A 13,987-nucleotide genomic window follows, 5' to 3' on the forward strand; every position below is an offset into this window, starting at 1 on the left:
TTGCATCCCCCACGGCCTCATGGGACGATGCCCCGTGGCGCCCTCCAGGGCGGGTCGTCGGCCGCGTGGGCTCGCCCACCCCTCAACAAGGGCCCTCTTATCATGCAACTGAATTCCAATCGTATCTTCGCCCTCGCCGGCTTTGGTCTGCTCGCGGGTGCCAGCTTGTCGGCGCTGCAAGGGTGTGATCCGGTCGACAGCGCGGGGCTCCCAGGCTGCGACATCTCCTGCCCGACCAAGGGCATCGCCGAAGGCAACGCGTCGATCTCGGGCATCGCTCAGGTCGACGCCTTCTTCGGCGCGGTGCTCGACCTCAGCGCGGCGGCCAACAGCGTCAGCGCCTCGCTCCGCGCCGAGCTCGACGCGATCGCGCGATCGGTCGGGCTCGAGCCCGGCGCGAGCAGCTCGGAGATCGTCGCGGGCATCAACGCCAAGTTGGAGCTCGCGATCGACGTCGACGCTGGCCTCACGATCAACGTCGCGCCGCCCAAGTGCGAGGCCTCCGTCGAGGTCGCGGTCGCAGCCGCGGCCGCGTGCGACGCCGAGCTCGAGCCGGGCACGGCGAACGTCGAGTGCAGGGGCGCCTGCGAGGCCGGAGGTGGCGTGGAGGCCTCCTGCGCCGGGACCGCGACCCTGATCTGCACGGGCCAGGCGCCAGGCTTCGACTGCACCATGGGCACCTGCGAGGGCAGGTGCGAGCTCGAGCTCGGGGCCGGGGCCAGCTGCGACGGGACCTGTCGCGGGACCTGCACGGGCAACTGCTCGGTCGTCGATGCCCAGGGCAACTGCGCCGGCAAGTGTGACGCCTCGTGCGAGGGCACCTGCGAGCTCGCGGCCGCGGCCGAGGGCAACTGCAAGGGCGCGTGCACGGGCTCGTGCACCTACACCCCACCCTCGGGCAACTGCGAGGCCGACGCGTCGGCCAAGTGCGAGGCCATGGCCGGCGCGACCGTGCAGTGCGATGGCCGCTGCGAGGGCGAGATCACCCAGCCTTCGGTCAGCGCCGAATGTCAGGCAACCGTCGACGCCAAGGCCAACGCCAGCGTCGAGTGCAAGCCACCTTCCATCGGACTCACCTGGCAGTGGTCGGAGGCCTACCAAAACGACCCCATGCTCCAGGCCGAATTCAAGTCGTGGATCAAGGGGTTCAAGACCCACACCGCGGTCATGCTCGCGGCCCAGACCAAGGCCGCCATCCTCATCGAGTCGCTCGAGGACCTCGGCAACGACGGCGTGACCGCGCTCGAGAGCGCGGGCAACATCGTCAGCTCGGCCGACGTCGTCGGCACCTTCAAGCTGACCAACTGCGCCCTCCCCCAACTCGACGCCGCAGCCGAGCTCGCGGGGTCCGCCTCGGCCAGCCTCTCGGCCGAGGTCAACGCGAGCGTCGAGGTCTTCACCGCCGTCGGGATCAACTGAGCGGAGCGCGAAGCACGACAGGCGATCCCGACGCAGGGTCGCCTGCGGCGGCCTCTTTGACCCATGCAGATCCTGCATCCGATCTCCGCACGAGAGCGCACGCACGCATGTTTGACTGCAGCAAAGAAAGCTTCCGCCGCCGCTTTGGCTTGCGGAGCCCCGGGGCTCGTGGGACCATCGCGGCCGCCTCGCCCAGACCCCCTCCACAACCGTGATGGCCTTCGGGCGACAGGAGATTCCCAAAGATGAAGTTTTTCAAAACATTGGCAGCGACCGCCCTCCTCACCCTCCCGCTCGCGGGTTGCGACGGTGACGACCCCTTTACCGGCGCTGCCGAAGACCTCTGCGGTCCGTGCGGGAGCCTCGAGACCGGCTCGCTCACGATCGCCGGCAACGCTCGACTCGACGGCTTCTTCACCGCCGTCTCCACCCTCGGCAACGCCAACGCCCAGATCAAGGGTGACTTCGACGCCAACATCCTCGCCCTCGCCGACGCCTACGGCATGACCGCGACCACGGTCAACGCCGACTTCGTCAACGAGCTCGTTGCGACCATCAAGGCCGACATCGACGCCAACCTCGAAGGCGGCCTCAACATCGCCATCAAGCCGGCCGAGTGCAAGGCCAGCGTCGACGTCGCGATCGAGGCCCAGGCCTCCTGCGAGGTCCAGGCCGAGTGCGACGTCATGGTCGACCCCGGCATGGCCTCCGTCGCCTGCGAAGGCAGCTGCTCCGGCAGCTGCTCCGGCAGCTGCTCCGGCGAGCTCAGCTGCGCCATCACCACCCCGACCGTCAACTGCGAAGGCATGTGCGAGGGCAGCTGCGAGATCGAGGGCGCCGCGAGCTGCGAGGGCACCTGCCACGGTGAGTGCGACGCCGGCTGCTCCGCCACCGACGCAGACGGCCAGTGCCACGGTCGCTGCGAGGGCATGTGCACGGGCACCTGCGAGATCGAGGCCGAGGCCTCGTGCACGGGCACCTGCCACGGCACCTGCAAGGTCGACCAGGGCAGCGCCCAGTGCACCGCCGAGGCCGAGTGCGCCGGCTCCTGCGACGCCGAGTGCTCCGGCTCCTGCGAGGGCAACTTCACCCCGCCCAGCGCCTCGGCCGACTGCGAAGCCTCCGCCGAGTGCGAGGCCCAGGCCTCCGCGCAGGCCTCGGCCAGCGTCGAGTGCACCCCGCCCAGCATCGACATCGACATCTCGTTCAAGGCCGGCGTCGATGCAGCCGGCCAGGCCGCCTTCATCGCCCGCCTCGACGAGCTCAAGGTCCGCGGCGCCGCCATCCTTCAGGGCATGGCCCGCCTCCAGGCCCTCGTGACCGGTGAGGTCAACGGCGAGGTCGTCTTCGACCCCTCCCCCGTCGTCGCCATCACCGGCGAGATCGAGGGCCTGATCAGCGCCGGCGTCGAGGGTGACTTCGACATCCCGGTCGGTCGCCTGCCCTGCGTGATCCCGGCCTTCCAGGAGGCCGCCGACACCCTCACCTCGGTCGGCACCGAAGCCGGTGGCACGATCAGCATGCAGCTCAGCTTCGCTTCCATCTTCACTGGTGGCTGAGCTCTCCCCGTCCTCGGGAGCCACCTCGGCTCCCAGCAAGTGGCCGCCAGCGTTGTTGGCGGCCGCTGGTATATTGCTCTCGGTCGTTCTCGAGCTGGTCCACCTTCGGGCCTACCTCGATCCGACGACCGCGAGCTTTTGTGCGGTCGGCGGCAGCTTCGACTGTGACACGGTCGCGCTGTCACGCTTCAGCGTGGTCCTCGGCGTGCCCTTGCCGATCTGGGGCGCGGCGGGGTTCGTGGCCATGCTGATCGCGGCCTTGCGTCGCTCTCGCCTGCTCTTGCCCCTCGCAGCCGTGTCCGCGCTCGCCTCGGTCGCGCTCCTGCTCGAGGAGCTCCTCCACATCGGCTCGGTCTGTGTCATGTGCGAGGGGGTTCACCTCATCGCCATCATGCTCCTGCTCGTGGCCTGGCGTCAGCGCCACGTCACCCGCCCGACCACGGCCAAGACAGCGGCCCTCGAGCTCGCGCTGCCTGCCCTCATCGTCATTGTGGCGGGCCTGGTCGTGCCCCCCTATTGGTCGCTCGTGTCGTGGAAGAGCGGGGTCCGCTACGCCCACGGGGTCGACGAAGAAGGCCGCGAGTGGATCGGCGCCGAAGACCCCAAGGTCACCGTCGTCGAGTACGTGGATTACGGCTGCCCCCACTGCGCCGTCGCGGCGAGCAAGATGCGGATGTTGGTCGCAGAGCACCCCAACGAGATCCGCCTGGTCCGCCACCACCAGCCGCGCATGCGCTGCAAGCTGGGTTCACAGTGTCAGTACGCCCGCGCGGCGATCTGCGCCGCGAAGCAGGATCTTTTCTGGCAGATGGATGACTGGCTGTTTCGCCACGCTGCCGGCCACGAGAAGACGGATCTCGAGCAAGCCGCGGTCGATGTCGGCTTTGACCATGCCGCGCTCGTCGAGTGCATGGACAAGCCCGAGACCTACGCCGAAGCCGACACCTACGCGAGCGCGGCCCGCAAGGCCAAGATCCGCTCGGTCCCCGGCTACATCGTCGACGGCGAGCAGCTGCCCATCACCGAGGTCCACGCCACGATCCTCGAATCGCTGTAGCACCACGAATTACCTACTGCTCCATTGAGCATTGTGACTATCGACGACGGCCTCGACCCATTGCACGGTTCGAGGTCGCGTGGGATTCTCGCGGTCGCCGCATGTTTGACAGCGGGAGATCCCCCACGATGAAGCTCTTCAACACACTCGCAGTAACCGCCCTCCTCATTGTCCCACTCACGGGCTGCACCGATGCCGACCCCTTCACTGGCGCAGCCGAAGACCTCTGCGGCCCGTGCGGGAGCCTCGAGACCGGCTCGCTCACGATCGCCGGCAACGCTCGACTCGACGGCTTCTTCAACGCCGTCTCCACCCTCGGCAACGCCAACGCCCAGATCAGGGGTGACTTCGACGCCAACATCCTCGCCCTCGCCGACGCCTACGGCATGACCGCGACCACGGTCAACGCCGACTTCGTCAACGAGCTCGTCGCCGAGATCCAGCTCGACATCGAGGACAACCTCGAAGGCGGCCTCAACATCGCCATCAAGCCGGCCGAGTGCAAGGCCAGCGTCGACGTCGCGATCGAGGCCCAGGCCTCCTGCGAGGTCCAGGCCGAGTGCGACGTCATGGTCGACCCCGGCATGGCCTCCGTCGCCTGCGAAGGCAGCTGCTCCGGCAGCTGCTCCGGCAGCTGCTCCGGCGAGCTCAGCTGCGCCATCACCACCCCGACCGTCAACTGCGAAGGCATGTGCGAGGGCAGCTGCAAGATCGAGGGCGCCGCGAGCTGCGAGGGCACCTGCCACGGTGAGTGCGACGGCGGCTGCTCCTCCACCGACGCAAACGGCCAGTGCCACGGTCGCTGCGAGGGCATGTGCACGGGCACCTGCGAGATCGAGGCCGAGGCCTCGTGCACGGGCACCTGCCACGGCACCTGCAAGGTCGACCAGGGCAGCGCCCAGTGCACCGCCGAGGCCGAGTGCGCCGGCAGCTGCGACGCCGAGTGCTCCGGCTCCTGCGAGGGCAACTTCACCCCGCCCAGCGCCTCGGCCGACTGCGAAGCCTCCGCCGAGTGCGAGGCCCAGGCCTCCGCGCAGGCCTCGGCCAGCGTCGAGTGCACCCCGCCCAGCATCGACATCGACATCGCGTTCAAGGCCGGCATCTCGGCCGACGACCAGGCCGCCTTCATCGCCCGCCTCGACGCGCTCAAGGTCCGCGGCGCCGCCATCCTACAGGGCATGGCCCGCCTCCAGGCCCTCGTGACCGGTGAGGTCAACGGCGAGGTCGTCTTCGACCCCTCCCCCGTCGTCGCCATCACCGGCGAGATCGAGGGCCTGATCAGCGCCGGCGTCGAGGGCGACTTCGACATCCCAGTCGGCCGCCTCCCCTGCGTGATCCCGGCCTTCCAGGAGGCCGCCGACACCCTCACCTCGGTCAGCACCGAAGCCGGCGCCACAATCAACATGCAGCTCAGCTTCGCGACTATCTTCACTGGTGGCTAAGAGCGCTCGAGCCCCCTCCTAGCAGCCCGGGGTGCAATGCATCGTGTCGCCTCGCGCCGGAATGTTCGCCGAGGGCCCGAAGCCAAAACGCCGCTGTACCGGGCGTACTGCAAGTTTTGGCGACAAAGCCCTCGGCGAAAAGGCCAAGCGAGGCGGCGCGAGGCATTGCACCCCGGCCTGCTAGAGGAACTCGACGAGCCAGCGGGCCACGAGCGGTCCGTGCTCGAGGTTTGGCGCGTGGCCGGCTCGCTCGACGACCCGCAGCCGGGCTCGCCCGCGCATCGCGGCCTCGAAGCGGCGACCGATCTCGAGCGGAAACACCGAGTCGTGCTCGCCCCAGATCAGCAGCGTCTCGTGCGTGACCTCGCCGGGACGCTGATCGAGCGCGCCGAGCTGCTCGATCATCCCCTCGAGCAGCTGGGTCTTCTCCTCGCGGAAGCGCCCATACATCGCGTCGAGCACCTGGGTGTGGATCCAGCGCGGCGTCTTGGGTGGCTTGTAGTAGCCGAGCTCGAGCAGGGTCTGCACGTCCTCGGGCTTGCTCGGCACGAGCAGATCCCCGACGTGGCTGACGGCGAAGCGCTGGAGCATCGCGGCGAGATCCTCGGCGGTGTAGGAGCGCCCGGGGCTGTCGAGGATCGCGAGCTTGGCGACGCGCTCGGGGTGCATCGCCGCGAGCTCGTGGGCGACGATGCCGCCGTAGGAGATGCCCACGAAGCTGGCGTTGTCGATCCCGAGGTGATCGAGCAGCTCGACGACGACCTCGAGCTGGTAGTCGATGCCGAAGTCGCGGCGCTTGGACCACGAGTCGCCGAACCACAGCAGATCCGGAACGATCACGCGATGGTTGGCGAGCAGCGGCCCGATCTGCTCGTGCCACTGCCACACGGCCGAGGCGCCGAAGCCATGCAGGAGCACGACCGCGGGGCCCTCGCCGCCGTCGAAGTAGTGCACGTTCGCGTCGCCGAGGCGCACGCTCTCGGATCGCACGCCGCGTCGCTCGAGCTTGCGGACCAGCTGGCGCTCACCGATACGAACGACGTTGCAGGCGGCGACCAACTCCAGCATCACGGTCGCGCTGAGGACCAGCAGACCACGCGGGCGCACAGGCCTACGACGCAACAGGTCGGGCTGAAGCATTCGGCGGAGGCTGTTGGCGCGCGTGCTCAACATGCCCATAAAAACTAGATCGAGCTCGATCTCCAAAGATGTGCGGTGGATCGCTGCGCAATTGCTCTCGCACAATCTCCAAAACTGCGCAGACCCATGCGCGAGCACGGGTCTGGTGTAGCGAATCCGCAACAGGCCGAGGGCCTGGACTCGGGATCAGGTGCGAGCAGGCAGCTGCGGCGCGCGGAGGTAACGAATCATCGGGGCGATGAAGGGCACCATCACGAGCATCGTGGCGCCGGCGAACACACCGACCTTGCCGTAGAGCGCAGGCAGCGTCTCGGGCCCGAGGATGAGGTAGCCAATCGTGGGCGGCCCGAACACACCGAGGCCATCGAGGAGGCAGACGACGCCGGTGGCGCCGAGCATCAGCGGGCCCCAGGTCTTGCCGCGAACGAGGCCGACGAAGCCGACGACACCCACAGCGAGCAGGCCCAGCTGCAGCCACTCACCGCGCGGCGCGAGGGCGTAGAGGATCAGCAGCGGCAAGGTGCTGCCGGCCGACTTCACGGCCCGCCGCATCAGCGCCATCGAGTCCTCCTGGAAGTTCCACCGCTCGCTGGTCTTCTCCGAGTACTCGTACTTCGCGGCCATGCCCTCGCCGGTCAGGCACAGGACCACGAGCAGGTGGGTCACGCCGAAGAACACGAAGATCGGCTCGGGGCCGATCTTGAACAACACCAGCAGCATCAAGCTGCCAAAATTGCCGACGCCCATGGCGAACCACCGCGCCCAGAACCACTCGGCGGCCAGGCCAAAGAAGGCCAGCCCGTAGCACAGCGCGAGCCCCAAATTGACCGGGAGGAGCTCGTCGGGCCCGAGCCACGCCGTCATCGCAAATTGGATGACGAAGAAGGACAAGATCAGCAGGGCGAGGGCGCGTCGAATTCCGATCATGAGCTTGGGACCAGCCTACGCCCCCCTCGGCCCCGCTGCAACGCGGCCGCCGCCGCTGGCGTCGGAGCCAACATCCCGCAATGATGGCGGTCATGAGGAGCTCGGCGGCAGTCCTGGCGGTGGTCGCCACCTTCGGGTGCGTGGCTGGCGAGATCCAGCGCGAGCCCCTGCACGACACCATCTCGCTGCTGTCGCCGCGCTGCGCCGGGGCCGGCTCATGCGTGCTCGGCCACGTGACCGAAGCCGGGACCGCGGCGCCGATCGCCGAGGCCGCGGTGTTCCTCGAGCGCGAGCTCGAGCCCGACGAGAGCGAGCCCGTCCGCATCCTCGCCCTCACCGATGAGCAGGGCGTGTTCGTCGTCGGCGAGCCGCCCCCGGGCAGCTATCGGATCGCCATCTACAAGGACGCGAGCTCCGTCGAGGTCATGGGCGTCGAGCTCGGCCGCGAAGGCACGACCATGCTCCCCGTCCGCCTCGCCCTCTGACGGCCCTGACGAGCCTGAAGGGGCGTCAAGAAAACCAGGTCAGCGCGGCGAGGACCGCGAGCACGCCCGCGCCGACGATCATCAGCACCATCGTACGGTCGAGCTTGTCCTCGTCGCGGATCATCGGCTTGCGCGAGCCGACGTGGCCGGCCTCTGACTCCTCGACAGACAGCGGGCGGTGGGACCTGGTGATGCGCTCGCGTTGCCGCTCGCGCTCGCGGACGGCCCGACGGCGGCGCGAGAGCTCGGCTGATTTGGGGTTGTCGGGCAGCTGGATCCGTCGCGTGTCACCGTCGAGCTCCTCGCCGGCCTCGAGCCGCACGACCGGGAGCGCGAGGCTCGAGACGTCACCGTGGACGACCTCGCGCAGCTTCGGGCCCTCGCCAGCGTGGCGCCGGACGATCCGCCCCTGGTTGCTGACGAAGCCCTCGACCGCGCGCTGGATCGCCGCGACGGCCTCATTTGTTGGGAGCCCGACGTCGACGCGGACCATCGCGTGGTTCGGCCCGCGCCGGGCGCTGAACAGCCCCTCGACCTTGCGCAGGGCCGGGCCGTCGAGCCGCGCGCTCGTGCACACGACGATCAGCCCGAGGTCACCACAGCGCTCGATCGCGTCGCCGACCCGGCGCGGACGCTCGTCGACGCCCGCGACCAGCCCCGCCTCGTGTCCGAGCGCGTGCAGGCCATCGAGGACGTCCTCGAGGGTGTCCTCATCGGCGGTCGCGCAGACCAGCGTGACAACGACCTTCCGTCCGTCCATGGGGTGCTCGTGAGCGCCGCCCTTGCGCTCGAAAATGTGTTCGACCGCGAAGCGCTGACTCAATTCGTATAGTGCTTGAGCTTCGCGAACCAGAGGAAAACACACGGTTCCACGTCGGGCAAAACGCCCCACTTCGTTGGATCGGGCGCTGTCATCGCAGGCCACATGCGGTAGATCGCGTCCATGTCCGATACAAACGCCGACAGCATCTCGATCGTCGCGGTCATCGGTGCCGGGACCATGGGCCACGGCATCGCTCAAATTTGCGCGATGGCGGGCTGCACGACCCGGCTCACGGACGTCGGTCAGGATCAGATCGACGCCGGGCTCACCCGCATCGCAGCCAACCTCGACAAGGGGGTCGCGCGCGCCAAGGTCAGCGAAGATCAGCGCCGCGAGACCCTCGCCCGGCTCTCGGGCACGACCTCGCTCGAGGACGCGGTCCGCGAGGCCGACCTCGTGATCGAGGCTGCGCCCGAAAAACTCGAGATCAAGCGCGACATCTTCTCTCGCGTCGCCGCCGTCGTCGGCGAGCAGGCCGTGCTCGGGACCAACACCAGCTCACTGTCGATCACCGACATCGCCGAGCCGATCCCAAACCCCAGCCGCGTGATCGGGCTGCACTTTTTCAACCCGGTCCACATCATGAAGCTGCTCGAGATCGTGATCGGCGGCGAGACCAGCGCCGAGGTCACCGCAAAAATGCGCGCGTTCGCGGACCGCATCGGCAAGCAGCCGATCGTCGTCAAGGACGCCCCCGGCTTCGCGACCAGCCGCCTCGGCCTGGTCATCGGCCTCGAGGCGATCCGCATGGTCGAGCAGGGCGTGGCCTCGGCCGAGGACATCGACAAGGCCATGACCCTCGGCTACGGCTTCCCGATGGGCCCGCTCGAGCTCACCGATCTGGTCGGCCTCGACGTGCGCCTGAGCATCGCCGAGTACCTCGCCGACAAGCTCGACGGCGGCGAGCACTTCCGGCCCCCGCAGCTGCTCCGCGACATGGTCGCCGAGGGCAAGCTCGGCAAGAAGTCCGGGCGCGGGTTTTACGACTGGGACTGAGCGAGGGGCCGCCAAGCCCGCTGCGCTCAGCCCGAACACTCGCCTGTCGGGCCGCGTCGGCCGTGTCGGCCGTGTCCGCCGCCCTGCCCTCGCCCGCCGCGCGCGAGGCAGCGCTCGAAGGCCGGGAGGTGCCGTTCTCGGGAGGCTTCTCGCAGCCTCGACATGAGCTCTCGGATGCGCGGCTCGTCGACCTTCTCGATCAGACGGGCATACAGCGCGTCGTTCTCGCGCTCGGCCTCGACCCCCTCTCGACACGCGGCCTCCAGGGTCGCCGGGGCCTCGACGTGGTCGGCCCAACGATCGGCGGGTGGCTCGAGGCCGTGGCGGCTGTAGACCCTCAGCAGGGCCTCGATGTGCCGTCCCTCGGCCTCGATGATGTTCACGAAGGGGCGGACCTCGCCGAAGCGGTCGAGGACAGCCCGGTAGGTGGCGCGGGCCTTGTATTCGTCGTCGAGGGCCGCGTCGAGCGCCTCGCGCGTCGCTTCGTTCATGGACGCAAGGTAGCGCCGCGCACGACGGCCGATAGCTGAGCGGGCCGGCAGACTTTGCGGATCGGCAGCAGCCTTCACCACAGCCGGATCAGCTTCGAGTCCCGGTAGTAGTGGTTCAAGATCGGCCCGTAGCTCTTGCCCGCGGCCGCCATGCCCATCGCGCCGTGCTGGCACAGCCCGACGCCGTGGCCGTGACCGCCGCCGTGGATCACGAAGCGGCCGAATTCATCGCGGCGCTTGGCGACCACGAACATCGAGGACTTGAGCCCGCCGAGCGCCCTGCGGATCCGCAGCTCACCGTGGATCTCGACGGTCTCGCGCGCGCCGTGGAGGCTGACATGCGTCGCGCGTCCGCTGCGACCGCGCGCGTGGATCTCGATCCCCTCGAGCTTTCCGAAGCTGCGCGGGACCTCGGGGTTGCCCGCGACCGCCGCGGGGTCGAGGGACACGGACCAGCGGTAGGCCGAGGCCATCGTCGACGAGCGCGGCTTGCTGTAGCTGTCGGGGCTCGTCGCCAGCCACTCGTCGATGTTGGCGGCGCTGATGCCCTTGGCGAATTTATCGCCGAGCTTGGGGTCGGCGGTCCCGCGCAGCTGCGGGTCGGCGGGGCTGACCCAGACCTGCTCGTTGTGCTCGGTGTGGCCGCCGCAATTGGCCGAGTAGACCGTGTCGACGAGCTGGGTCTCGTTCGGGCGCATGAGCACGCGGCCGATCGTCCGCTCGACGGCGGCGTTGGTCCGGGGGTGCTCGCTGCCGGCCCCGGCGTAGACCTGGCAGTGCTGGTGGGCGCACAGCACGAAGGGATCGTCGAGGTGGCGGCTGCCGACCTTGGCGACGAGCTGGCCGCGCGCGGCCACGGCCTGGGCCTTGAGCGCCTCGCTCGGCGCCGAAGCATAAATCTCGGCCGGGACCAGGCCCGCGAGCAGCTCGGCCTCGCCGACGAGGTTGACGACCGCGAGCTTGCCCTTGCGATCGATCGCCACGTAGATCTGCCCGCGGTAGGCCCGATCTTGGTAGCTCCCGCCAGCCTCGCTCACGACGTCGTGGACGGTCATCTTCCCGGCGGTCTTGGGCGCGAACCACAGCACGCCCTCGGCCTCGACGGTGACGCCCGAGTCGAGATCTTCGGCCAGGATCCGACCGGTCGAGCGACGCTCGACCTCGGGGTGGAGGCGCGGGAGGATGCCGTGGCGCTCGGCGAGCTCGCGCGCGTGGGCCTCGGCCTCGCGCTCCGACGAGAACAGATCGGTAGTCAGCAAGACCCGCCGGGTGTCGAGGACCTTGCCCGCGACCCCGAACAGGGCGCCGACCTCGGCCTCGGCGACATCGTAGCCCCTGCCCTTCCAGACCTTGGCCTGACGGTCGATCTCACGCAGCTCGGTCGCCGGGACCGCGTCGAGGACGATGCGAAACGACTGCTTGGACGGGACCGCGTCGGCGACCCGCATGCGCCAGCGCCCGCCGCCGAAGATCGCCGTGCCGCCGTCGCCCGAGGGCAGCGCAGACAGCCCCCCGCGAGCCGAGAGCTGGACCTCGCGCTGGCCCTGCATCACGCCCACGGTGATCCGCGGCCGGCCGAGGTCGTCGAAGTTGAACTGGTTGCTGTAGAGCAGGTCGATGCGGTCGCCGAGGCTCATGTCCGAGCCCCGAACGATCCGCGGCGCCAGGCTCGAGGCCCCGGCAACGACGAGCCCGCCGCACAGCGACTGCAAGAAGCGTCGGCGCGTAGTCCCGGCCATGGTCCGGGTGTGGCATCCGCGACCCCGCGAGCCAAAAAACTGACGAAGCGCGGGGCTCACTGGCAGCAGAAGGTCGTGGCGCCGAGCTCCTCGACCTCGCCATCGACCCCGCCACCCGACGGAATGCAGCCGACCTGATCGTCGGGCGAAGCTGGCGCAAAATCCGCATATCCGACGTTGCTGACGCTGGCACTGCACCCGCCGACCTCGACCGAGCCCAGCAAGAAGCCCTGGATGCCACAGCCTTGCCCCATCAAGCGCACGTCACCGCTGCACGTGGCGTTGGGCGGCTTGTCGCAGGCACACGCGCCGCAGCTGCGGCCATCGTCGAGGCCCGTGTAGTAGACGTAGCGATCACTGTAGCTGCCGCCCGGGCACTGCACGTCGCCCTCTGCAGCGATGCACACGCGACCGTCGAAGGGCGCGTCCGCAGGCGGCATGCACACACCGTTGGCTCCGCACTGCTGCGCGCCCCCGTCGGTCGAGCAGGCCAGGATCTGCACGCCGTGGGCGGCGGGCACGAGCTCCTGCGCGTACGAGGCGTCACACGACAGCTCGAGCAGATCGGGCTCGTTGACCGCGTAGTAGGCCTCGCCCTGAGCGCCGCCGAGGTCCGCGCAGTCGTCGGGTCCGACCATCCACGTATCCGCCGTCGTGAAGCACGCCTGCTGCTTGCTCTGACGCAGGGTCACGGCGCCGCAGGTGGCCGAGTTGACGCCCCCGCACTCACACGCGCAGGTCTGCGGCGACTGGCCCATCTCGAGCTCGGTGAACAGCTCCGCGACCTTGACCGGGACGCCGCCCTGACACGCTGGCGGGGTCACGTCGACGGGGCCGCTGAAGATCACCAGCGGTCCGTCCCAGCCCGCGATCGCATCGTCGACGCAGATGTCGCCGGGTTCGCACATGTCGCTGTCGTCGTTGGCCGTGTCGCCGTCGCCGTCGCCGTCGCCGGGATCACCGTCCCCGTCTCCGCTGTCGCCGTCGCCGGAGTCGCCGTCTCCGCTCGTCGTCCCGCTGCCGTCAGCGCCACCGACGTCGTCTTTGACGTCTTCGAAGCACGCCGTCGAGAAGATCAGCGCGCTCATGCCAAGCCCAAGCCCAAGCCCAAGTCCAAGTCGCATGGGAGGCATGCTAGCCGCGAACACCGCCAACATAAACCTCTCGAGCAGCGACCAGTTTGAATTCAGCCGGCGCCCGTCCGGCGGGGCTGGATGCGGCCACGCACCGCGATCGCCGGAGCTCGCCGGGTAATGTACGCGAGGTTGATCATGTTGATGACGAAGTGAGCCGCGACCGCGGGACCGAGGTTGCCCGTCCACAGGGTCAGCCCGGCCAGGCACAGGCCCAGCAACCCGGCCGACACGGTCCACGGCCACAGCTCGCGGCGCGGCGGGACGTGGAGCAGCGCGAACACGAGGCTGCTCAGCCACGGGCCCCAGGCGTCGAGCATCGCCCCGCGAAAGAAAATCTCCTCGCCGATCGAGCTCGCCGCGGCCAACAGCAGCAGCTCGGTCCACGACGGGCGCCCGAGGATCCCGCGGAACTCACGGTGGAGCATCGGCAGCCACAACCAACGGCGCTCGAACACACGAAACGCGGCGACGACCGCGAGTCCCAGCCCGATCCCGACCAGCGGCGTCCACAGCAGCTCGGCGTGGGTGACCCCGGGCTCGCGCCAGCAGTCGTTGTTCTCCTCGCTGACCGCGTGCCACAAGAAGCCCGCGAGCGCGAGGACCAGGTAGAAGCTGGTGACGACCTGGGCGCGGGCCGGCGAGGGCCTCGGCGAGCTGTGCTGAACGAGCGCCACGCCGCCAGAGAGTAGCGAGGCGCTCGGCGAGCGACCAGCGCGTTGACGTCGACCCCGTTTTTCAGCCCGGGGTGGGCGAGCGCGCAGCACAGCCCAACC

General features: G+C 69.2%; 13 protein-coding genes. 6 read left to right on the forward strand and 7 right to left on the reverse strand.

Translation table 11 applies throughout. The features are described from left to right. The first annotated feature begins 102 nt into the window (after positions 1-102). The 4 genes from ENSA5_RS10270 to ENSA5_RS10285 all read left to right on the forward strand — a co-directional run bounded on the left by ENSA5_RS10270 (position 103) and on the right by ENSA5_RS10285 (position 5,477). Complete coding sequence (locus tag ENSA5_RS10270) at positions 103-1,419, forward strand: hypothetical protein (protein ID WP_106391460.1); 1,317 nt, start codon at positions 103-105, stop codon at positions 1,417-1,419. A 245-nt stretch (positions 1,420-1,664) separates the two neighbouring features. Next, a complete protein-coding gene (locus ENSA5_RS10275; protein WP_106391461.1) occupies positions 1,665-2,978 on the forward strand; it encodes a hypothetical protein in 1,314 nt (437 codons plus the stop codon). Next, on the forward strand, positions 2,971-4,035 hold the full coding sequence (locus ENSA5_RS10280; protein ID WP_258182813.1) for a vitamin K epoxide reductase family protein: 1,065 nt from the start codon (positions 2,971-2,973) through the stop codon (positions 4,033-4,035). The genes ENSA5_RS10275 and ENSA5_RS10280 overlap by 8 nt, the downstream gene beginning before the upstream one ends. Before the next feature lie 128 nt (positions 4,036-4,163). Next, positions 4,164-5,477: a hypothetical protein gene (locus tag ENSA5_RS10285; protein ID WP_106391463.1), complete on the forward strand. Its 1,314-nt coding sequence runs from the start codon at positions 4,164-4,166 to the stop codon at positions 5,475-5,477. Positions 5,478-5,657: 180 nt separating this feature from the next. On the opposite strand, the gene ENSA5_RS10290 is transcribed toward ENSA5_RS10285, so the two are convergent. Together ENSA5_RS10290 and ENSA5_RS10295 are read right to left on the reverse strand one after the other, a co-directional pair. Next, the gene (locus ENSA5_RS10290) at positions 5,658-6,617 is read right to left on the reverse strand and encodes an alpha/beta fold hydrolase (RefSeq protein WP_181197602.1); all 960 of its coding nucleotides are present in this window, start codon (positions 6,615-6,617) and stop codon (positions 5,658-5,660) included. A 186-nt stretch (positions 6,618-6,803) separates the two neighbouring features. Next, a complete protein-coding gene (locus tag ENSA5_RS10295) occupies positions 6,804-7,544 on the reverse strand; it encodes a hypothetical protein (protein ID WP_106391465.1) in 741 nt (246 codons plus the stop codon). 92 nt (positions 7,545-7,636) lie between these two features. Here ENSA5_RS10295 and ENSA5_RS10300 point away from each other — a divergent pair, with 92 nt between their 5' ends. Then, on the forward strand, positions 7,637-8,029 hold the full coding sequence (locus ENSA5_RS10300) for a carboxypeptidase-like regulatory domain-containing protein (protein ID WP_146155540.1): 393 nt from the start codon (positions 7,637-7,639) through the stop codon (positions 8,027-8,029). 25 nt (positions 8,030-8,054) lie between these two features. Here ENSA5_RS10300 and ENSA5_RS10305 read toward each other — a convergent pair whose 3' ends face one another. Beyond that, positions 8,055-8,789, reverse strand: coding sequence for a hypothetical protein (locus ENSA5_RS10305; RefSeq protein WP_146155541.1), 735 nt, complete (start codon positions 8,787-8,789; stop codon positions 8,055-8,057). Between the two features lie 183 nt (positions 8,790-8,972). On the opposite strand from ENSA5_RS10305, the gene ENSA5_RS10310 reads away from it, so the two are divergent. Beyond that, on the forward strand, positions 8,973-9,848 hold the full coding sequence (locus ENSA5_RS10310; RefSeq protein ID WP_106391468.1) for a 3-hydroxyacyl-CoA dehydrogenase family protein: 876 nt from the start codon (positions 8,973-8,975) through the stop codon (positions 9,846-9,848). Positions 9,849-9,874: 26 nt separating this feature from the next. Here the strand turns inward: ENSA5_RS10310 and ENSA5_RS10315 are convergent, their stop codons facing one another. From ENSA5_RS10315 to ENSA5_RS37400, 4 genes are all read right to left on the reverse strand, one after another. Beyond that, positions 9,875-10,339, reverse strand: coding sequence for a ferritin-like domain-containing protein (locus tag ENSA5_RS10315; RefSeq protein WP_106391469.1), 465 nt, complete (start codon positions 10,337-10,339; stop codon positions 9,875-9,877). Between the two features lie 74 nt (positions 10,340-10,413). Beyond that, on the reverse strand, positions 10,414-12,078 hold the full coding sequence (locus tag ENSA5_RS10320) for a SpoIID/LytB domain-containing protein (protein WP_106391470.1): 1,665 nt from the start codon (positions 12,076-12,078) through the stop codon (positions 10,414-10,416). 56 nt (positions 12,079-12,134) lie between these two features. Further along, entirely contained in the window at positions 12,135-13,202 is a 1,068-nt protein-coding gene (locus ENSA5_RS10325) for a hypothetical protein (protein ID WP_181197603.1), read from the reverse strand. Positions 13,203-13,264: 62 nt separating this feature from the next. After that, a complete protein-coding gene (locus ENSA5_RS37400; protein ID WP_181197604.1) occupies positions 13,265-13,888 on the reverse strand; it encodes a CPBP family intramembrane glutamic endopeptidase in 624 nt (207 codons plus the stop codon). Between the last annotated feature and the right edge of the window lie 99 nt (positions 13,889-13,987).

The organism is Enhygromyxa salina (assembly GCF_002994615.1).
Lineage (GTDB): Bacteria > Myxococcota_A > Polyangia > Nannocystales > Nannocystaceae > Plesiocystis > Plesiocystis salina_A.

Excerpts from the sequence above, each read along its gene's own strand:
- ENSA5_RS10270 (WP_106391460.1), top strand. The coding sequence starts at position 103 with ATGCAACTGAATTCCAATCGTATCTTCGCCCTCGCCGGCTTTGGTCTG.
- ENSA5_RS10275 (WP_106391461.1), top strand. The coding sequence starts at position 1,665 with ATGAAGTTTTTCAAAACATTGGCAGCGACCGCCCTCCTCACCCTCCCG.
- ENSA5_RS10285 (WP_106391463.1), top strand. The coding sequence starts at position 4,164 with ATGAAGCTCTTCAACACACTCGCAGTAACCGCCCTCCTCATTGTCCCA.
- ENSA5_RS10290 (WP_181197602.1), bottom strand. The coding sequence starts at position 6,617 with ATGCTTCAGCCCGACCTGTTGCGTCGTAGGCCTGTGCGCCCGCGTGGT.
- ENSA5_RS10295 (WP_106391465.1), bottom strand. The coding sequence starts at position 7,544 with ATGATCGGAATTCGACGCGCCCTCGCCCTGCTGATCTTGTCCTTCTTC.
- ENSA5_RS10300 (WP_146155540.1), top strand. The coding sequence starts at position 7,637 with ATGAGGAGCTCGGCGGCAGTCCTGGCGGTGGTCGCCACCTTCGGGTGC.
- ENSA5_RS10305 (WP_146155541.1), bottom strand. The coding sequence starts at position 8,789 with ATGGACGGACGGAAGGTCGTTGTCACGCTGGTCTGCGCGACCGCCGAT.
- ENSA5_RS10310 (WP_106391468.1), top strand. The coding sequence starts at position 8,973 with ATGTCCGATACAAACGCCGACAGCATCTCGATCGTCGCGGTCATCGGT.
- ENSA5_RS10315 (WP_106391469.1), bottom strand. The coding sequence starts at position 10,339 with ATGAACGAAGCGACGCGCGAGGCGCTCGACGCGGCCCTCGACGACGAA.
- ENSA5_RS10320 (WP_106391470.1), bottom strand. The coding sequence starts at position 12,078 with ATGGCCGGGACTACGCGCCGACGCTTCTTGCAGTCGCTGTGCGGCGGG.
- ENSA5_RS10325 (WP_181197603.1), bottom strand. The coding sequence starts at position 13,202 with ATGCGACTTGGACTTGGGCTTGGGCTTGGGCTTGGCATGAGCGCGCTG.